This window comes from Pseudonocardia sp. DSM 110487, from assembly GCF_019468565.1.
GTDB lineage: Bacteria > Actinomycetota > Actinomycetes > Mycobacteriales > Pseudonocardiaceae > Pseudonocardia.
The window spans coordinates 5,633,046-5,651,989 of the sequence record NZ_CP080521.1; the positions used below are offsets into that span (position 1 = coordinate 5,633,046).

Below are 18,944 nucleotides of genomic sequence, written 5' to 3' on the forward strand. Positions count from 1 at the left end.
CGCGTGCGGCTCGCAACCTTCTCATTGCCGACGGCCCAGACCGCTCGTCAACGAACGACAACGGTGTAGTGGACGGTCAGGACTCCACGGTCGACGGTAATGTCGGCGGGAAAGAGCGAAGGCAGGGCAACGAGCCGGCGCGCCACGAGTTCCGAGGTCCCGGCCGCCCGCACGAGCGTGCCATCGACGGCGGCGATCTGCATGATCCGGCGGGGCACGGTCGCCGGTTCGCCCTCGACCGTCGGAAAGGCGCTGATCCGGAGTTCGTGGGTCGACGCCAACCCGGCCAGCAGTGTGAGCAGCCGCGCATCGACCTCTCCCTGCCGCATCGTCTCGGCGGCCGCGGCGTCCAGGGTCAGTGCTGGGTTCCCGACCAACCGCGACCCGAGCCGAAGCCGCTCCTCCGCGTCATCGACGGTCGCCGGACCGTAAGCCTCGGTGACCCCGCCTCCCGGGCCGTCGGTCACGGTCATGAGCGGCCTCACGGCCGGCGGCGGCCCCGCCGGCATCGTGTCCGCAGGGGTCGTGACGACGGTGACCGCGCCCGGCATCGGCGGGTCCGTTGCGGGCCGCAACCGCTCGGCCGGGAGGCCGTCCCGCTGGAGCTGCGCCGCCGTGAGCGGGTCGGTCTGGACGACGGTTGCGGGACTCAGCTCGGTGCGGACCCAGTCGCTGACCCGGCCGGAAGCGGGTGCCGACGCGGCGGCGGCGTGCACCACCGGCCCGGACGTGGCGATCCCGGTGAGGAGCAGTGCCGCCGGCACGAGCCCGCTTCGCCATGAGCGCCACCGCCCGCCGGCATCCTCCAGGAGAGCCGCGGCCAGCACCCCGAGCGCGGGCAGGCCCAGCAGGATGGCGGTCGTGACGTGGGGACCGGGCTCGAAGACGATCATCAGGAACGCCATCCCACCGACGGCGATCGGCTGCAGCCGCGGGATCCGGTGGTAGGCCACGGCAAGCAGCGGAGCACCGATCGCGAGGAACGCTCCGCGCACGTCCGCGGGAGGCATGCCGACGCCCGACACGACCCACGGCCCGCTGCCGACGGAACGGACGGCTACGGCAATCGCGGCCATACCCAGCGCCACCGCACCGGCACACCGTGCCCACGGTGGCCAGCGGCCGGCGACGGACCCGATCAGCACGGCGTGCGCACCGCCGATCAGCAGCCCGACCGCGGCGAGCGGTGCGGTGAGCACCGCCGTCACCGTCGCAGCCACGGCCGCGACCATGGCCCACCGCCCTCGGCGGACCAGGCACGCCGCCGCGGTCAGCCACATCGCGGCCAGGCCACCGGCGTCCACCGACGCATGGAGCAGCACCAGCGGCGCAGGGAGACCGCAGAGGACCACGGCCATCGCCGCGGCCCGCGCCGAAAGCCCGAGCCGCCGCGCGAGCGGGAACAGCAACAGGCAGCCCACCGCGTTCACCAGCACGAAGACGGTCCGCGCCGAATCGATCACGGTCGGCGCGACGTCACCCATCAGCCGCTCGACGGCCGCGATCTGGTGCACGGCGACGACATCTGGCCACGAGACGGCCCCGAGGCCGCTCCCCGAGCCGAGCGCGGCCCCGGCCGCGACAACGGCCTCTCCCGCGGTCGCGGCCAGCTGGTCGGCCGCGCCGGCGGCCAGCAGACCGACCAGCGAGACGGGCACCGCGACGACGAGGAAACTCCGGAATGCCCGCCGCGATTCGGCGGGTACCGCGCGCGCGGGCCGGTGCGGCTTCCCCACGACCGCGCGGCCGATCCGGCGGCAGAGCGACCCGAGAAGCATCCCGACGCCGACCACCGGCAGGACCACGAACAAGATCCGGACCACGTCGAGGGATGCAAGGGCTGTGTCCCCGGACCGGATCGCCGCGGCGGACCTGGACAGGAGCATCAGCACCGTGTCCCACACCACAGGCAGCACCTGCGGCGCGAGCACCACGAACATCGCCAGGAAGAAGAGCATCAAGGGGACGACCAGCAGGATCCAGGCGATGATGATCACGCGGACGCCCGGCTTGAGCTCGGCGAGCTTGGGGTGCGGGGCACGGCCGGGAAGGACGCTCTTCAGCACCGGGCGGAGGAACATGAACAGGTCGGGCAGCCCGATCAGGTCGCTGAGGATGTAGTAGCCGTCGAGCCGGATCGACGGCAGGAACTGTCGGGATGTCTCCACGTGAAGGACGAGGATCGCGACAAGCAGCCACGGCGCGCCCGTCCAGAGGTAGGCCGCGCTCATGCCGGCGATGTAGATCGCGTTGAAGTACACCCCGCCCAGGTCGACGCGCAGCCGAGCGGTGCGGGAAAGCCGGTAGCTATCGGTGACGGTGCTGTAGAACGCCGGCCAGACCAGATAGATCCCGACGCCCATCGGACCGGGCCGCGCGCCCCCGTATCGGCATGCGGCGGCGTGCCCGAACTCGTGGAAGACACCGGACGCGAGCACGATCACGAGCAGCAGCAGGGCCAGCACCGGTTCCCGGGCCAGAGCGATCGCACCGGCCGTGACCTGACCGACCGCGCCGCTCAGCACGAGGACGACATCGAGCACGACGAAGGCGGCAAGCAGCGCGACGAGTACGGGCGGCCAGTACAGCGGCTGGAAGGCGCGGGCGACGAACGAGACCACGTTCGGGGGGACGACCCGGACGCGGTGGCGCAGCAGGAGCAGCGGATCCGGCCTGGGGCGCGCGACGGGGACGGCGGGGCGATCCGGGTCGTCGTCCTGCGCCGCGACGATCCCCGCGGGCCGGAGCTTCCTCTCCAGCAGGAGGACGACCTGCTCGGCGCTCAGCTGCCGTCCGGACTCCGCCTCGAGACGAGCGGCGAGCTCGTCGATGTCCCTGCGCCCGTCGACCGCCACCACGAGCTGGTACAGCAGCTCGGGGAGCTGGATGATCTGGCCGTCGTCGCGGCCCACGAGGTATTTCGGCTCCCGGTAGCCGGAGCCCTGGTACCGGCCGATCAGCTCCGTGCCCTCGACGAGGCGGGGAGCCGGCGCGCTGTTCGGTCTCTCCAGGATGCCGTGCTCAGTCACCTCGGGGCTCACTCACGTCACCGCTCCGCGGGGTCGGTCGCAACATGGGAAGGGGCGGCCGGTGGGGGTTCGGCCGCCCCTCGGGGGGTGGCTCCTTCATGCAGAAGGTCACCGATGGCGGTGACTACTCGCCGCCGCCGCTGTCACTGTCGTCGCCGCCGTCACCGCCGTCCTCGCCGCCGTCTTCGCCGTCGTCACCGGCGCCGCCATCGCCACCATCGGCGCTGGCACCGCCACCGTCAGCACTGGCATCGCCGCCGTCGCCACCGTCACCGCCACTGGCGTCCTGCGAGTTGCTCGTGTCACCACCGTCGCCACCGACGGACGTGCCGTTCAGCGCCTGGACGTTCAGGTTGGACCCGCCATCGCCACCATCTCCGCCGTCCCCGCCATCGGCCTCGCCGCCGGCGCCACCGGACGCGGACCCGCCGTCGCCACCGTCTCCACCGTCGCCATGGCCGGCACCGTCACCGCCGGAGCCGCCATCGCCACCGTCAGCGCTGGCACCGCCACCGTCAGCACCGGCATCGCCGCCGTCGCCACCGTCACCACCTCCGGCGTCCTGCGAGTTGCTCGTGTCACCACCGTCGCCACCGACCGACGTGCCGTTCAGCGCCTGGACGTTCAGGTTGGACCCGCCATCGCCACCATCTCCCCCGTCACCGCCATCGGCCTCACCGCCGGCGCCACCGGACGCGGACCCGCCGTCGCCACCATCTCCACCGTCGCCGCCGCCACCGTCAGCACTCGCACCGCCGCCGTCAGCGCTCGCACCGCCACCATTGCCACCATCACCGCCACTGGCGTCCTGCGAGTTGCTCGTGTCACCACCGTCGCCGCCGACCGACGTGCCGTTCAACAGCTGGACGTTCGCATTGGGCCCACCATCACCACCAGCGCCCCCGTCACCGGCGCCGGCCGCGCCGCCGTCCCCACCGGAGGCGTCTCCGCCGTCCCCGCCGGGTCCGCCGAGGGTCGACAGCAGCGTGCGAGCGGGCAGCAGCTCGACATCCAGCTCGTCGATTTGGTCGTAGTTGCGCTCGGACACGCGCGTCCCCTCCTGGTCGAATTCTGATCGAATGCTCTCGAATCGCTCGAAAAGCAGCACAAAGCGTCCGGCGAGACGCACTCCCGGGCGCTGTCCGCCTGTCTCTCGGCCCCAGCTTCCTGTTCGCTCCGGGGCAAGGCCACCTCACAGCCTGGTGAGAGAACACCTTGCACGCAAGATCGACTCTGCGTACATTTCCCGTGGCGAGTACTGAGATCCCGGCGGACGGTACTGAAAGTCGGAACAACCCAGTACCTAAGATCACCAAGGAGTACGTGGGGCACAGGGGCGAGCTGCCGCAACGACCGCGAGGGGCAGCCGCTGTTCGGCTGCCCCCCGCTTGACCCGTTTGCAGCAGCGTCACGCTGCCACGGGGGTGACGCTGTCAGGCCTCGTCATCGCCGCCTTCACCGTCACCACCGGAGCCGCCGTCGCCACCGTCGGCACTGGCGTCACCGCCGTCGGCGCTGGAGTCGCCCCCGGCACCACCGTCACCACCGCTGGCGTCCTGCGAGTTGCTCGTGTCGCCGCCGTCGCCGGACTCCGAGGTGCCGTTGCTGACCTGCTCGTTGGAGTTGGAGCCGCCGTCGCCACCGGCACCGCCGGCACCGCCGGTGGACTCGCCGCCGTCACCGCCGGTAGCGGTCCCTCCGTCGCCGGCGTCACCGCCGTCGCCGCCGGTGCCGTCGCCCCCGCCACCGAGGGTCGAGAGCAGGGTGCGGGCGGGAAGCAGCTCGACATCCAGCTCGTCGATCTCGCCGTGATCGGTCTGGTCGTAGTTGATCTCGGACACAGGCACCTCCTGACTCGGGTCACCCTCGGATTCGCGTGCAGCGCAGCACGAAGCGGCCTGCCGAGCAGGCTCTCGAGGATGTGTTTTGGGTCGACCGATCCCGCCACCTCTTTGCGGTCGGCGAACGGCCACGTCCCAGCTTGGTGACGGGTGAATCGACAATCAACATCAACGCTGCGTACCTTTGCGACCCCGGCTACCGAGATCCGAGCACGCGGCACCGATGAGCGGTCCGATCGCTACCTAAGATCATCCACAGGTCGCACCCTCGCAGGTTCGATCGCCCGTCCGAGCGGTCGCGGGTGGCACGCGCCGGGCTCCCGTGCTCGAATGGGTCGCCCGACCACCCGACGCACGGCAGGTGGGCCATGACCGGATCGACGGCACAGGACGACCCGACCTTCGTCATCGTCGGCGCGAGCCTCGCGGGCGCGAAAGCGGCGGAGACGCTGCGCGACGAAGGGTTCACTGGGAGGGTGGTCCTCGTCGGCGAGGAGCCCGAACCCCCGTACGAGCGGCCCCCGCTGTCGAAGGGCTACCTGCTGGGCAGCGACGAGCGCACCGCGGCGTTCGTGCACGACCGGGCCTGGTACGACAAGCAGAACATCGAGCTGCGCACAGGGGTGCGGGCCGAGGCGATCGACCCCGGCGAGCACACCGTCACGCTCGCGGGCGGCGAGCGGCTGGCCTACGACAAGCTGCTGCTGACGACGGGTTCGGTGGTCCGCACGCTGCCGGTGCCAGGCGCCGACCTGGCGGGCGTCCATTACCTGCGCCGCATCGAGCACTCCGACACGCTGCGGGGCGTGCTCGTCGAGGGCGCCCGGGTGGTCGTCATCGGCGGTGGCTGGATCGGCCTCGAGGTCGCAGCCGCCGCCCGCACGCACGGTGCCACCGTCACGCTCGTCGAGATCGACACGCTGCCGTTGCGGCGGGTGCTCGGCGACGAGGTCGCGCAGGCGTTCGCCGACCTGCACGCCGCACACGGCGTGGACTTGCGGCTCGGCACGGGCGTGCGCGAGATCGTCGGTGAGGGCGGCCGCGTCGCGTCGGTGACGCTCGACGACGGCTCCTCCGTGCCTGCCGATGCGGTAGTGGTGGGCGTCGGCATCACCCCAGCCGTCGAGCTCGCGCAGGCCGCGGGCCTCGACGTGGACGACGGAGTGGTGGTCGACGCCGCGCTGCGCACGTCCGACCCGGACATCTACGCCGCGGGCGACGTCGCCAACGCCGACAACCCGTTGCTCGGCAAGCACATCAGGGTCGAGCACTGGCAGAACGCCCTCGACGGTGGACCGGCCGCGGCCCGCTCCATGCTCGGCCACGACGTCGTGTACGACCGCGTGCCGTACTTCTTCACCGATCAGTACGACCTCGGGATGGAGTACACGGGTCACGCCGAGCCGGGTGGCTACGACCGGGTGGTGTTCCGCGGCGACGTCGCGAGCGGCGAGTACATCGCCTTCTGGCTCGCGGACGGGCGCGTGCTGGCCGGGATGAACGTCAACGTCTGGGACGTCGCCGAGGACATCGGCCGGATCGTCCGCTCCGGCGCGCGGGTCGACCCCGCCCGGCTGGCCGATCCCGCCGTGCCCCTGGCCGACCTGTAGCTCACCGGGTGCTCGTTCGCACCGTCGCGGCCCATGCGGCCTCGCGGCTCGGTGCGCGATCGCCGAGTGCGATCAGGGCACAGCTGCGCCCCTGGTCGAAGAGCGACTGGGCGATGGTGGTGAGGCCTTCCCGCTCCGCGTCGGGATCGTCGTCCCAGCCCGCGACCGCGACGTCGTCGGGCACGTGGAGCCCTCGCCGCCGGGCGGCCTCGAGGACGGCGAACGCGAGCTGGTCGCCCATGGCCACCACTGCGTCGGGCGCGCAGGAGTCGAACAGCACGTCGGCCATCGCCGCGGCCTCGCCGCGGTCGTTGCGGGCGACGACCGCAACCGGCAGGAGGCTCGGGTCGAGGCCCGCTTCCCGGCAGTGGTCGTAGATGCCGAGGAGGCGGTCGCGGGTGACCGGGAAGTCGACGCGTCCGGGGTCCGGCCCGATCTCCAGCCGGGGCCTGCGGTCGCGGCCGAAGGGCTGGCTGAGCACGGCCGGACGCCGGGCTCCCGGGAAGGTGCGTGCGGCGAGCTCCCGGCCGGAAGCGCGGTTGTCGATGCTGACGACCTGTGCGCCGTGCACCGCGGGACCGCCGTGGACGGCGACCGGCTTGCCGAGCCCGGTCACCACGGCGAGCACGGGGTCGGAGTCGACCGTGGTCCAGACGATGTAGCCGTCGACCGACGCCGCCCGCACGCGGTCGACGTCGTCGTCCGCACCGGTGGTCGGGATGAGGTTCAGCCCGACGCCGCGCTCGCGGCAGACCTCGGCGACGCCGGCCAGGAAGCGGCGGGCGCCCGGGTCCTCGAAGGCGTAGGTGAGGTGCTCGCCGAGCACGACACCGATCGCGCCGTTGCGGCGGCGGCGCAACGACCGCGCGGTCGGGTCAGGACCCTGGTAGCCCAGCTCGGCGGCGACCTCCCGGACCCGGCGCAGCGTGTCAGGGGCGACCCGGTCCGGCTGGTTGTAGCAGTACGACACGGTCATCGGTGAGACACCGGAGCGGCGCGCCACCTCGGCCATGGTGACGCGCGACCCCGTACCGGACATGGCCGAAGCCTAGCTGTGTATCGTTAAACAGATGCGTCCGAGGAACCCCTCCCGGGAAGCCGTGGCGCTTGCATCGCTCAGCGCCGCGTGCTTCGTGTCCGTGACGTCGGAGAACCTGCCCGTCGCCCTACTGCCCGACCTGGCGGCCGGCTTCGACGTGTCCGAGCCCGCTGTTGGCCTCCTCGTCACCGGGTACGCGGCCGTCGTCGCGGTCTCGGTGGTGCCGCTGGTCGCGCTGACCTCTCGCTGGGACCGTCGGACGGCCGCCGTTGCCACGGTCGCGACGATCACCGCGTCCAACCTGTTGCTGGCGGTGGCGCCGAGCTACGGCGTCGCGGTGGTCGCCAGAGTGGTCTCCGCGGTCGGCCACGGGGTGTTCTGGTCGGTGGTCGCGGTGATCGCCGCCCGGCTGGTCGGGCCGCACCGGGCCGGCCGGGCCACCGCGGTGGTATTCGCGGGGAACTCGCTCGCCTTCCTCGTCGGGCTCCCGCTGAGCTCGTGGCTCGGGGCGACGATCGGCTGGCGGCCCGCCGTCCTCGCCGTGGCGGGCGCCGCGGCGCTCTCGGCGGTGGCGATCCGCGCCACGGTCGACCCGATGCCGCCCGAGCACGGACGACAGCGCGGCCCGTCCTCGGTGCGACGCACCCTGACCGACCGGTCACTCGCCGCGGTGAACGCGACCACGCTGATCGTGGTGCTGGGCCACCTCACGGCGTTCACCTACGTCACGGTGATCATCGCCGACTACGTCCACCTCACCGGCCCCGCCACCTCGGGCCTCCTGCTCGCGCACGGGGCGGCGGGCATGGTCGGCCTCGTACTGATCGGCCGCGAGGTGGACCGCCGTCCGCGCGGCACCGCCCTGATCGTCACCGGCGGGTTCGCCGTGTGCATGCTCGCGCTGCTCGCCGCCGGCCCGGGCTCCGGCGTCGTCGCGGGAGCCGCGGTCGTGCTGTGGGCGGTGCCGGCCGGCGGGATGAGCGTGGTGCTGCAAGCCGCGGTCCTGCGCGTGGCTCGTGATCGGCCGGACCTCGCCTCCGCGGTGTACATCGTCGCCTACCAGGTCGGCATCGCCGCCGGTGCCGGGATCGGAGGCGTCCTGCTCGACGCGGGCGCCCTGGCCGTCGCGGTCGCGACCACGGCGGTGTGCGGCGTCGTCGGCACCGTCGTCGTCCGCAGGTCCACCGCATTCCGACGCTCGACCCGGTGTGGAGTGGCGCGATGAGCCGGCCGTGGTGGCAGGACGCCGTGATCTACCAGATCTACCCTCGCAGCTTCGCCGACTCGGATGGAGACGGGATCGGCGACCTGCCCGGGATCATCGAGCGGCTGCCCTACCTGCGCTCCCTCGGCGTGGACGCCCTGTGGATCTCGCCGTTCTTCCGGTCACCGATGGTCGACTTCGGCTACGACATCAGCGATCACACCGCCGTCGACCCGATCTTCGGCACCGACGCCGACGCGCAGGCGCTCATAGACGCAGCCCATGCGCACGGCCTGCGCATCCTCGTCGACATCGTGCTGCCGCACACGAGCGACCAGCACCCGTGGTTCCGCGACGCGGCCGCCTGCAGGGACGCCCCGACGCGGGACTTCTACGTCTGGCGCGACGGGCACCTGGACGGTGGCCCGCCGAACAACTGGGCCGCCGGTTTCCCGGCCGGCACATCGGCATGGACGTGGCACGCCGGCACCGCGCAGTGGTACCTGCACTCCCACCTGCCCCAGGAACCCGACCTCGACTGGTCCAACCCCGCGGTCCGCGCCGCGCAGCTCGACGTCGTGCGCTTCTGGCTCGACCGCGGCGTGGACGGCGTGCGGCTCGACTCGATCAACCGCCTCGGCAAGGACCCCGCGTACCGCGACAACGTCGCCGGTGAGCGGTCGCGCCAGCAGGACTGGCCGACGCTGCACGCGTACCTGCGCGAGGTCCGCGCGCTCGTGGACCGGTACCCGGACGCCGTCGCGGTGGGCGAGGTCTGGGAGTTCGACCAGCGCCGGATCGTGCCCTACCTCGCCCCCGACGAGCTGCACCTCGCCCACAACTTCGTGTTCGCCCGGTCGCGGTTCGACGCCGCGGAGATCAGGCGGACGGTCGAGGAGTTCACCGGCATGGCCGGCCCGGGCACCTGGCCGGCGTGGTTCCTGGGCAACCACGACGAACCGCGGAGAGTGACCCGCTGGTCGGCGCCCCGCGACGACGACGAGACCCGCGAGGCCCGTGGCCGCCTCGCCGCGATGCTGCTGCTCACCCTGCGCGGCACCCCCTTCCTCTACCAGGGCGAGGAGCTGGGGCTGCCCGACACCGAGCTCCCGGAGGGGGTCGGCGAGGACGGCAACGGCCGCGACCCGCAACGCACGCCGATGCCATGGGCCCCACCGTCGACGGCCGGTCCCGGCGCCGGGTTCACCACCGGCGAGCCATGGCTGCCCGTCGGCGGCACCGCCGAGCGGCTGAACGTCACGACGGAGCTCCAGGACCCCGGCTCGGTGCTCGCCCTCTACCGCACCCTGCTCGCGTTGCGCCGGGCCCGGCCGTCCCTGCGAGCCGGGAGCCAGGCGTTCCTCGACGCTCCGCCGGATGTCCTCGCCTACGTCCGTGCGGACGGCGGAGAACGCACGCTCGTGATCCTCAACTTCGCCGCTACGACTCGCCGCATCGATATCGGGACGCCCGCTCTCCTGCTGCTGGTCTCGACCGGAGACGCCGCATGTTCTGGCTCTCCGATCGTCATGGGCCCGTTCAGCGGCGTCGTCCTCGAGGCCGTAGCTTCATAGCGAAGTCTTGACTCTCGTCAGCAAAGCGCCATACTTTCTCGCGGGAGGTTCGCCATGGCCAGCGCCCACACGGACCCGTTCTGCCGCGATCATCTGCCGCCCCGCGACCAGTGGCCCGAGCTCACGTTCGAGCTGCCGGAACTGCGCTACCCCGAGCAGCTCAACGCTGCCCGCGAGCTGCTCACCGGCCCGCCCGGCGAGCGCCCGTGCGTGAGCGGGTCCGGCATCGCGTGGACCTACGGCGAGCTGCGCCACCGCGCCGCCCAGGTGGCCGCCGCGCTCACCGACGACCTCGGCCTCGTGCCGGGCAACCGCGTGCTCCTGCGCGGGCCGAACGAGCCGTGGCAGGTGGCCTGCTGGCTGGGAGTGCTGCTCGCGGGCGGGGTGGCGGTGGCCACCATGCCGATGCTGCGCCGCACGGAGCTCGACACGATCACCGGGCTCGCACGGCCGTCGCTCGCGCTCGTCCACCACGGCTTCCTCGATGACGTGCCGCCGGAGCTGCGCACCGTCTCGTACGGGGACGACAGCGAGCTCACCGGCATGATCGCGACCCACGACGGCGACTTCAGCCCCGTGGACACCGCCGCCGACGACGTGGCGCTCCTCGCGTTCACCTCCGGCACCACCGGGCGCCCTAAGGCGACGATGCACTTCCACCGCGACGTGCTCGCGATCGCCGACACGTTCTCGCGCCACGTCGTGCGGATCCAGCCATCCGACGTCGTGACCGGCACGCCACCGATCGCGTTCACGTTCGGGCTCGGCGGGCTCGTGGTCTTCCCGCTCCGCGCCGGGGCGAGCTCGGTGCTGCTGGACCGGGTGACGCCGCCCCAGCTCGCCGACACCGTGGCCGAGCAGGGCGTCACGGTGCTGTTCACCGCGCCCACCGCGTACCGGGCGATCCTCGCGACCGGCAAGGCCGACCGCCTCGCGGGCGCGCGCCGCCTGGTCTCCGCGGGCGAGACGCTGCCCGCGAGCGTGTGGCACGCGATGCACGACGCCACCGGCCTGCGGATCATCGACGGCATCGGGTCCACCGAGATGCTGCACGTGTTCATCTCCGCCGCCGACGACGACATCCGCCCCGGCACCACGGGGCGCGCCGTGCCCGGCTACCAGGCCGCCGTGCTCGACGACGACGGGCAGCCGGTGCCCGACGGCACACCGGGCAACCTCGCTGTGAAGGGCCCCACCGGCTGCCGCTACCTGGACGGCGATCGACAGACCACCTACGTGCGGCACGGCTGGAACTTCACCGGCGACACCTACGTGCGCGACGCCGACGGCTACTTCACCTACCTCGCCCGCAGCGACGACATGATCGTCTCGTCGGGCTACAACATCTCCGGCCCCGAGGTGGAGCAGGCCATGCTCGGGCACCCGGACGTCGTCGACTGCGCGGTGGTGGCCACGCCCGACGAGGAGCGCGGTTCGCTCGTCACCGCGTACGTCGTGCTGCGGGATGGCGCCGTGCCCGACGCGGCGGCGCTGCAGGACCACGTGAAGCAGACGATCGCGCCCTACAAGTACCCGCGACTCGTCGAGTTCGTCACCGAACTCCCCCGCACGAGCACGGGCAAGTTGCAGCGCTTCGTGCTGCGGGAGCGGGCCGCCGAGCGCTGACCCCACTCACAGAGTGGATGTGCGAGCAGGTCGAGGCCGTGCTCGCACCGCACCTTGCCCGTGGAGCGTGAATTCGGCGGTGCGGCGCGCCGGCCGCTGGCAGCATGGCCGCCATGTCTGGAATCGCGAAGATGCGAGCGGTCGTCCTCGACAGCCCAGAGCCACGTGCACTGGCCGAGTTCTACCGGGAGCTCGTCGGAGGCGACATCATCTACGCCGACGAGGAGTGGGTCAGCCTGCGCGACGGCGACACCGTGCTGCTGAGCTTCCAACTGGCCCGGGACTACCAGCCACCGATCTGGCCCGAACCGGACCGTCCCCAGCAGTTCCACATCGACGTCACGGTGGCGGCATCCCAGCTCGACGAGGCGGAGCAGAAGGTGCTCGTCCTCGGAGCGACCAAGCACGAGCTGCAACCCGGCGACAACTGGCGGGTGTACCTGGACCCCGCCGGCCACCCGTTCTGCCTCTGCTGGGACTGACCTGCTCCGGGCCGCCGGGGACCGGCTCATCTCGGCTCGAAGAGGACGAACGGAGGCATGTGGAATGCGGGAATTGGTCTACTACGTCGGGGTCAGCATCGATGGCCGCATCGCGGGGCCCAACGGGGAAGTCGGCTTCTATCCCGCGGGTGACGAGACCCAGGCAGCCGCCTACAGCGCGTGGATCAACGCGCAATACCCCGAGACCGTCCCGACCGCCCTGCGCGCCGCCCACGGCCTCGCGGACGTACCCAATCAGCACTTCGACACCATGCTGATGGGACTCGGGAGCTACCGAGTCGTACTGGACGCGGGTATCACCAGCCCGTACGCCCACCTGCGCCAGTACGTGGTCTCGAGCACGCTCGGCGCCAGTCCCGATCCGGACGTCACCGTGGTCGGCAACGACCCGCTCACCCTGGTCCGCACCCTCAAGCAGGAGACGGGGCAGGACATCTGGCTGTGCGGCGGTGGCAGGCTGGCGGGTGCGCTGCTGCCCGAGATCGACAAACTGATCATCAAGAGCTACCCGGTAGTCGCGGGATCCGGCGTCGCGGCGTTCGACGGGAGGTTCGACCCCACGGCCTTCACGGTCACGGACCGCAAGTCGTTCCCCAATGACGTCACGATCACGTGGTTCGCGCGGCACGGGAGGAGCATGGCGGAGTCTTTGCGACAGTAGGCGTTCCTGCCACTTTTGGGACTCTCTGTCCGCGGCCAGGATGTTTGCTGTCGTAGCAGCCACCGGGCCTGGAGATCATCGCCGAGCCGGTGCGCACGGCCCCGCCTGAGCGCGAAACAGTAGGAGACGTACTCCATGATCGTCCATTCGCTGCAAGGGATCATCGGCACCGAACGGGAGGTGAAGGGCCCCACGTGGACGAGCCGTCGCCTGGTGCTCGCCGAGGAGAACGTCGGATTCTCCCTGAACGACACCGAGGTGCCGGCGGGCGCGGAGATCAAGATGTGGTACGCCAACCACATCGAGGCCGTCTACGTCATCGAGGGCCACGGCGAACTGGTCGACGACGAGACCGGTGAAACGCACCGTCTCGAGCCCGGCGTGATGTACCTGGCCGACGCACACCAGCGGCACACGCTGCGCGCCCTCACCCCGTTCCGCGCGGCCTGCGTGTTCAACCCGCCCCTCACCGGCCGCGAGGTCCACGACGAGAACGGCGTCTTCCCGCTGCCGACCGGGGAGTGACGAGGCTTTGCCCCTTTCCCGACCCCGCAGGTCGAATAGCACAGGGCCCAACGATGATCAAGCTCTGCACGGCGGCGCGGGCCCGGTCTGCCATGCTGGCCGAATGCACGAGCTCGTCGATCAGCACGACCGCGCATTCCCGAGCGCCGCGTCGATCGCCCTGGAGCTCATCCGGCGTCAGGACGTCTCCGATGGTTGGTCGCAGCGGAGTGCGCTGCCGAAGATGTCGATCGGCGCTCTCGCCTGCCACCTGGGACGTCAGATCTCCCACGCGGCCGAGTTGCTGCAAGCTGACGCGGCTCTACCGACGCTGGAGTCTGCGGACGCGCACTACGCGCGGGCCGCATGGGTGACCGCGACCTCACCTGACGATCCGGTCAACGATCGCAGCACGGACGACGCAGAGGCCGAGCTCGGCCCATCGGCGCTGCGGAATCGCGCAACGGCGGCGCTGCAGACGGCACGTGACCTGCTCGTCGCCGGTGGCGCCCGCGATGTTGTGCCCATTCCCTGGCAAGGCTGGTCGCTGCGACGCCACGACTTCCTGCTGACTCGACTTCTGGAGATCGTGGTCCACTCCGACGACCTCGCGGTGAGCCTCGACCTGCCCACACCCGAGTTCCCGGACGAGGCCTTCGCACCCGTGCGAGATCTCCTCGTGCGCCTCGCGGTGCGGCGCCACGGACAGTCTGCGTTGGTCAGCGCCCTGACCCGGCGGGAGCGCGCCCGCCCGATCAACGCGTTCTAGCCGACGAGCTCCGCGACGGGGTAGCGCTGTGACGTGGGGCGAGGTCCGCCCCGCTCGCGATGCGGATCGTTGACACTTTCCGATATAGGCATACGATCGCCGCCATGGCACGAGCGGCGACGACCTCGGACGCGTTCAACGCGATCGCCGAGCCGCAGCGGCGGGAGATCCTGGTCCTGTTGCGGGGCGGCGAGCGGCCGGTGACCGAGCTGGCACGGGATCTGGGGATGAGCCAGCCGCAGGCGTCCAAGCACCTGCGGGTGCTCCGGGAGGTCGGGCTGGTGCGGGTCCGCGGAGCGGGCAAGCAGCGGCTGTACGACCTGGACGCCCGCAGGCTGCAGCCGGTGCACGAGTGGCTGGGCGGCTTCGAGCGGTTCTGGAGCGGGAGCTTCGACCGGCTGGACGAGTACGTGCAGGACCTGACACGAGCGAGGAGGGAGGAACCACCGGATGGCGACGACCAGTAGCGGCGGCGAGCCCGAACACGCGACCGCGGACCGCGAGATCGTGATGTCCCGGGTCATCAGCGCACCACAGGCGCTGGTGTTCGAAGCGTTCACGCAGGTCCGGCACCTGTCGCGGTGGTGGGGACCGGAGGGGTTCTCCACCACCACGCGGTCCTTCGAGTTCCGCGTCGGCGGGGCATGGGACTTCGTGATGCACGGGCCGGACGGGACCGACTACCAGGAGTGGATCACCTGGCGGGAGATCGTCCCGCCGGAGCGGATCACGATGCTGCACGGCGAGTCCCGCGACGACCCCAACGCCTTCGAGTCGGTCCTGGCCTTCGAGCCCGCCGGCGACGAGACCCGGATCGTGATGCGCACGGTGTTCCCCACCAAGGAACTCCGCGACGAGGCGGTGGAGAAGTACCACGCGATCGAGGGCGGCGAGCAAACCCTGCACAACTTGGCGGTCTACGTCGCCGAACTCAGCCCGAACGAGACCACACCGATCGGAACGGAGAGCTGATGGCCGGGAAGGTGTTCTTCAGCGTGACGATGTCGCTCGACGGTTTCATGGCACCCGAGGCCGTGCCGACCGAGGATGCCTTCTCGCCTGAGAAGCAGGACGACCCGGGCGTCAGGCGCTGGATGTCGAAGTGGGCGGAACTGCAGGCGTGGGCGTTCCCGCAGCGCTGGTTCCGGGAGAACCTCAAGCTCGGCGAGGGCGGCGAGGAAGGCATCGACAACGACATCGCACGGGCGACGTTCGAGCGCACCGGCGCGAGCGTCATGGGCAAGCGGATGTTCGACCTCGGCGAGCAGGCATGGCCGGAGGAGGCCCCGTTCCACACGCCGGTCTTCGTCGTCACTCGCGCCGAGCGTGACCCCTGGGAGCGGCCGGGCGGCACCACCTTCCACTTCGTCAACGACGGCATCGAGAGCGCGCTCGACCAGGCCCGCGAGGCCGCCGGCGAACGCGACGTCCGCATCGCCGGCGGCAGCGAGACGATCCAGGAGTACCTGGACACCGGCCTGGTCGACGAGTTCTCGGTCACGCTTGCGCCCGTGCTGTTCGGCACCGGCATCCGCCTGTTCGACCGCGTGGACCCCGACCGCCTGGCCCTGAACCAGGTCCGCGCCGCCGCCTCGACGCGGGTGACCCACCTGACCTACACCGTCGGCAAGCGATAGCCGGCGAGAACGTTGCGCGACGGGGGTCAGCTCCAGCCGGCGACGATGGCGTGGTGGCTCGCCCTTCGTCCAGGCCGTCTCACGGCATCAGCGCAGGTCGCGGGGACGATCTACGGTGTAGCACTAGCGTGCTGGTCGGAAGCGGACATCGAGCTCCGCGTTCGGGGCGCCGTCGTGCACGCGGTCGAGGCGCACGGGTGCGCCGCCGGGGTTGTCGAACAGCCGGATGCCGTCGCCGAGCAGGACCGGCGCGATGTGCAGGTCGATCTCGTCGATCAGGCCGCGCTCGATCAGCTGTGCTCCGATCGAGGCCGAGAGCACCTCGACGTTCTTGCCGTCCGCGGCTTCCAGTGCGATCCGCACGGCCTCGGCGACGTCGCAGGTGAGGAACGTGACGCCGGCGGTCGGCGTGGCGTCCTCGGGGTGGTGGGTGAGGACGAAGATCGAGCCCTGCCAGGCGTCGCTGTAAGGGCGGGATCCGGAAAACGCGTCCCAGCCGGCGCGGCCGCCGAGCACGGCGCCGGTGGTCGCGATGTACTCCTCCTCCAGCCCGGGCCTGCCCGAGATCCCGGACATCCAGTCCATCTCGTGGTTCGGCCCGGCGACGAAGCCGTCGAGCGACATCGTGAAGTGCCAGAGCACCTTGCCGACTGCGGTCTGCGGTTCTGGGAGGGGTGTGGTGTTCATGCGCGGTATGACTGCTTTCGGCGGCGGGACTCATCGGGGGCGGCCGCACCCTGGGCAGCCCACCCTGGGCGGCCACACTCGGGGCGACGATGGATCAGAGCGTCCAGCCGGTGGCCTGGGCCCAGTCGGCGGCCCGGCTGATCAACGAGCGCACAAAAGCGGTATCCCGAGACGAAGTGGACCTCAGGCACGCGACCAGGTCCCGGAGGATCGTCGCGTGCGCCCGTGACCTTTGTGACTCTGTCTTGGTGGGCAACGAGGGCTTGGCCCCAGAAGAGCAGCAACACACGATCATGGCGAGCGCACTCCGCGAGCACACCTCGCCCATCGGGTGGAGCACGACCGCGGACCGGCTGCGCTGACGATCCGCGGCCGCGGATCAGGGGGATACCCGCGGTGGCGCCCGGCACCCGGCACTCGTGGTGGCCGCCGGGGCGGGGTCCGGGCGCGGGGCGGGATACCTGCGCCTGCGCGGGTCCTAGGAGGCCGCGCGCCCGCGCTGGGTGTCGTAGGTGCGGCGAGCCATGTCGGCGATCCCGTGGATCACGCATGGCCAGGGTGTGGTGGGCAGCCCGGTGCCGCCCTTGGTGCAGGTGCGGCAGCGCCCGGCGCGGTCGGGGACGTGCTGGGCGAGCAGCCGCTGCCACACCTCCACCATCGGCGCCAGCTCGTCGGCGACCCGCTGCTGCTCCGGCATCGCATCGTCGACGACCTCCGCGGGGCGGCCGCCGGGACGAGCACCCTGGAGCGGCCCCGGGACCTCGACCGATCGGTGTGGCGCGCCGGCGTCGTTGACGGTGGCTCCCGACCGATCGAGCGCGACTCCTGCCGCGCGCGCCGAGCCGTAGCTCGCCCCCCAGGAGTAACTCATGGCGGTCCCCCGTTTCGCTGCCGACGCACACCCGGGTGGGTGGCGCGTGTCGCACCCTGATCGTGGCCTGCCTAACTTGCATTCGCAAGTGCCAGTGCATGAGCATCTGCACGTGCAACTTGCTTTGACAGAGAACTACGAGACCGTGCAGTGGCGCAAGAGCACGGCGAGCAACCCCAGCGGAAACTGCGTTGAACTCGCAGAACTCGCAGGTGGGAACGTCGCCCTGCGCAACTCACGCTTCCCGGCCGGCCCGGTGCTCGTCGGCACCCGCGCCGCAGTCGCGGCCTTCGTGCTGGCCGCGAGGAGCGGCGAGCTCGACGACCTCGCCTGCTGAACGCGCATTTGCGCACGCTTGCCGTACGTGCCGATGCACGGCAGAGTGAGAGTGCTCACTACAGTGCGCATGCACGTGAACGCGACCAAGACACACTGCCGGGGGAACCTGATGATCGTCGTGCCCGACGACGCGGAAGCCGGGTCGTTCGACCAGTCCGCTCTCGACCGTGCCGGCGGTCGCGCTCCGAAGGGGGCCCCGACAGGCCCCACCGTGCTCCGCATCGGGCTCGGTGGGGCGCTGCGACGCAAGCGTGAGGCCGCGGGCATCACCCGCGAGCACGCGGGCGAGGCGATCCGCGCCTCGCCCGCCAAGATCAGCAGGCTCGAGCTGGGGCGCGTCGGGTTCAAGGAACGCGACGTCGCCGACCTGCTCACCTGCTACGGCGTGCGTGACACGGCCGAGCGGGCGCAGTTCCTCGATCTGGCCCGGCAGGCGAACACGCCCGGCTGGTGGCACCGCTACTCCGACCTGCTGCCGAGCTGGTTCGAGACGTACCTGGGGCTCGAGCAGGCCGCGTCGGTGATCCGCAACTACGAGCTGCAGTTCGTGCCGGGGCTGCTCCAGACGCGCGACTACGCGCGTGCCGTCACGATGCTCGGCCACACCGACCCGGTGGAGGTCGAGCGGCGCGTCGAGCTCCGCATGCTGCGCCAGGCGTTGCTCACCGGCCCCAACGCGCCCACGCTGTGGGCCGTGGTCGACGAGGCGGCTCTCCGACGCTCGTTGATCGGGCCGGAGCAGAGCCGCGCCCAGCTCACCCACCTCATCGAGATGAACGAACTGCCCAACATCTCACTGCAGGTGGCGCCGTTCTCCTACGGTGGCCACGCCGCGGCGGGTGGGCCGTTCGCGATCCTGCGCTTCGCGGAGCCGGACCTGCCCGACATCGTCTACCTCGAGCAGCTCACCAGCGCCCTCTACCTCGACAAGCGCACCGACGTGGAGCATTACGCCGCGGTGATGGACCGGCTGTGCGCGCAGGTGGAACAGCCGGAGCGCACCGAGGAGATCCTCACCCGGATCCGCGCCGAGATCTCGTGACAGGGCGG

The 18,944-nt window shown here is 71.3% G+C and carries 19 protein-coding genes; 13 read left to right on the forward strand and 6 right to left on the reverse strand.

Translation table 11 applies throughout. The annotated features are described in order from the left end of the window. Positions 1-47: 47 nt before the first annotated feature. The 3 genes from K1T35_RS26240 to K1T35_RS26250 form a co-directional block, all read right to left on the reverse strand. Positions 48-3,029 carry a hypothetical protein gene (locus K1T35_RS26240; protein WP_220254445.1) on the reverse strand — a complete coding sequence of 994 codons (2,982 nt, stop codon included), beginning with the start codon at positions 3,027-3,029 and terminating at the stop codon, positions 48-50. Between the two features lie 124 nt (positions 3,030-3,153). Then, entirely contained in the window at positions 3,154-4,158 is a 1,005-nt protein-coding gene (locus K1T35_RS26245) for a hypothetical protein (RefSeq protein ID WP_220254446.1), read from the reverse strand. 304 nt (positions 4,159-4,462) lie between these two features. Beyond that, on the reverse strand, positions 4,463-4,870 hold the full coding sequence (locus K1T35_RS26250; RefSeq protein ID WP_220254448.1) for a hypothetical protein: 408 nt from the start codon (positions 4,868-4,870) through the stop codon (positions 4,463-4,465). A gap of 368 nt (positions 4,871-5,238) precedes the next feature. On the opposite strand from K1T35_RS26250, the gene K1T35_RS26255 reads away from it, so the two are divergent. Continuing rightward, complete coding sequence (locus K1T35_RS26255) at positions 5,239-6,480, forward strand: NAD(P)/FAD-dependent oxidoreductase (protein ID WP_220254455.1); 1,242 nt, start codon at positions 5,239-5,241, stop codon at positions 6,478-6,480. A gap of 1 nt (position 6,481) precedes the next feature. On the opposite strand, the gene K1T35_RS26260 is transcribed toward K1T35_RS26255, so the two are convergent. Beyond that, entirely contained in the window at positions 6,482-7,519 is a 1,038-nt protein-coding gene (locus tag K1T35_RS26260; protein WP_255620753.1) for a LacI family DNA-binding transcriptional regulator, read from the reverse strand. Between the two features lie 31 nt (positions 7,520-7,550). Between K1T35_RS26260 and K1T35_RS26265 the strand changes: the two genes are divergently transcribed. The 10 genes from K1T35_RS26265 (at position 7,551) to K1T35_RS26310 (ending at position 15,997) form a co-directional block, all read left to right on the forward strand. Beyond that, a complete protein-coding gene (locus K1T35_RS26265; protein ID WP_255620754.1) occupies positions 7,551-8,744 on the forward strand; it encodes an MFS transporter in 1,194 nt (397 codons plus the stop codon). Then, on the forward strand, positions 8,741-10,297 hold the full coding sequence (locus K1T35_RS26270) for an alpha-amylase family glycosyl hydrolase (protein ID WP_220254456.1): 1,557 nt from the start codon (positions 8,741-8,743) through the stop codon (positions 10,295-10,297). The genes K1T35_RS26265 and K1T35_RS26270 overlap by 4 nt, the downstream gene beginning before the upstream one ends. 54 nt (positions 10,298-10,351) lie before the next feature. After that, positions 10,352-11,923 carry an AMP-binding protein gene (locus K1T35_RS26275; protein WP_220254458.1) on the forward strand — a complete coding sequence of 524 codons (1,572 nt, stop codon included), beginning with the start codon at positions 10,352-10,354 and terminating at the stop codon, positions 11,921-11,923. Between the two features lie 113 nt (positions 11,924-12,036). Continuing rightward, a complete protein-coding gene (locus tag K1T35_RS26280) occupies positions 12,037-12,405 on the forward strand; it encodes a VOC family protein (RefSeq protein WP_255620755.1) in 369 nt (122 codons plus the stop codon). Between the two features lie 64 nt (positions 12,406-12,469). Then, the gene (locus tag K1T35_RS26285; RefSeq protein ID WP_220254461.1) at positions 12,470-13,087 is read left to right on the forward strand and encodes a dihydrofolate reductase family protein; all 618 of its coding nucleotides are present in this window, start codon (positions 12,470-12,472) and stop codon (positions 13,085-13,087) included. A 135-nt stretch (positions 13,088-13,222) separates the two neighbouring features. Then, positions 13,223-13,612: an ectoine synthase gene (locus K1T35_RS26290; RefSeq protein WP_220254464.1), complete on the forward strand. Its 390-nt coding sequence runs from the start codon at positions 13,223-13,225 to the stop codon at positions 13,610-13,612. Between the two features lie 103 nt (positions 13,613-13,715). After that, on the forward strand, positions 13,716-14,360 hold the full coding sequence (locus K1T35_RS26295; protein ID WP_220254467.1) for a maleylpyruvate isomerase N-terminal domain-containing protein: 645 nt from the start codon (positions 13,716-13,718) through the stop codon (positions 14,358-14,360). A 104-nt stretch (positions 14,361-14,464) separates the two neighbouring features. After that, positions 14,465-14,827, forward strand: coding sequence for a helix-turn-helix transcriptional regulator (locus K1T35_RS26300; protein ID WP_220254476.1), 363 nt, complete (start codon positions 14,465-14,467; stop codon positions 14,825-14,827). Beyond that, entirely contained in the window at positions 14,811-15,332 is a 522-nt protein-coding gene (locus tag K1T35_RS26305) for an SRPBCC family protein (RefSeq protein ID WP_220254483.1), read from the forward strand. The genes K1T35_RS26300 and K1T35_RS26305 overlap by 17 nt, the downstream gene beginning before the upstream one ends. After that, positions 15,332-15,997, forward strand: a complete 666-nt coding sequence (locus K1T35_RS26310; RefSeq protein ID WP_220254489.1) for a dihydrofolate reductase family protein — start codon at positions 15,332-15,334, stop codon at positions 15,995-15,997. The genes K1T35_RS26305 and K1T35_RS26310 overlap by 1 nt, the downstream gene beginning before the upstream one ends. A gap of 123 nt (positions 15,998-16,120) precedes the next feature. On the opposite strand, the gene K1T35_RS26315 is transcribed toward K1T35_RS26310, so the two are convergent. Continuing rightward, positions 16,121-16,684 (reverse strand): dihydrofolate reductase family protein, encoded by a 564-nt coding sequence (locus K1T35_RS26315; protein WP_220254491.1) that lies wholly within the window; start codon positions 16,682-16,684, stop codon positions 16,121-16,123. 478 nt (positions 16,685-17,162) lie between these two features. Beyond that, positions 17,163-17,555 (reverse strand): hypothetical protein, encoded by a 393-nt coding sequence (locus K1T35_RS26320; RefSeq protein ID WP_220254497.1) that lies wholly within the window; start codon positions 17,553-17,555, stop codon positions 17,163-17,165. 112 nt (positions 17,556-17,667) lie between these two features. On the opposite strand from K1T35_RS26320, the gene K1T35_RS26325 reads away from it, so the two are divergent. Together K1T35_RS26325 and K1T35_RS26330 are read left to right on the forward strand one after the other, a co-directional pair. Further along, positions 17,668-17,892 carry a DUF397 domain-containing protein gene (locus K1T35_RS26325; RefSeq protein ID WP_370645136.1) on the forward strand — a complete coding sequence of 75 codons (225 nt, stop codon included), beginning with the start codon at positions 17,668-17,670 and terminating at the stop codon, positions 17,890-17,892. Between the two features lie 75 nt (positions 17,893-17,967). Continuing rightward, complete coding sequence (locus K1T35_RS26330) at positions 17,968-18,936, forward strand: helix-turn-helix transcriptional regulator (protein WP_255620756.1); 969 nt, start codon at positions 17,968-17,970, stop codon at positions 18,934-18,936. The last annotated feature ends 8 nt before the right edge of the window (positions 18,937-18,944 follow it).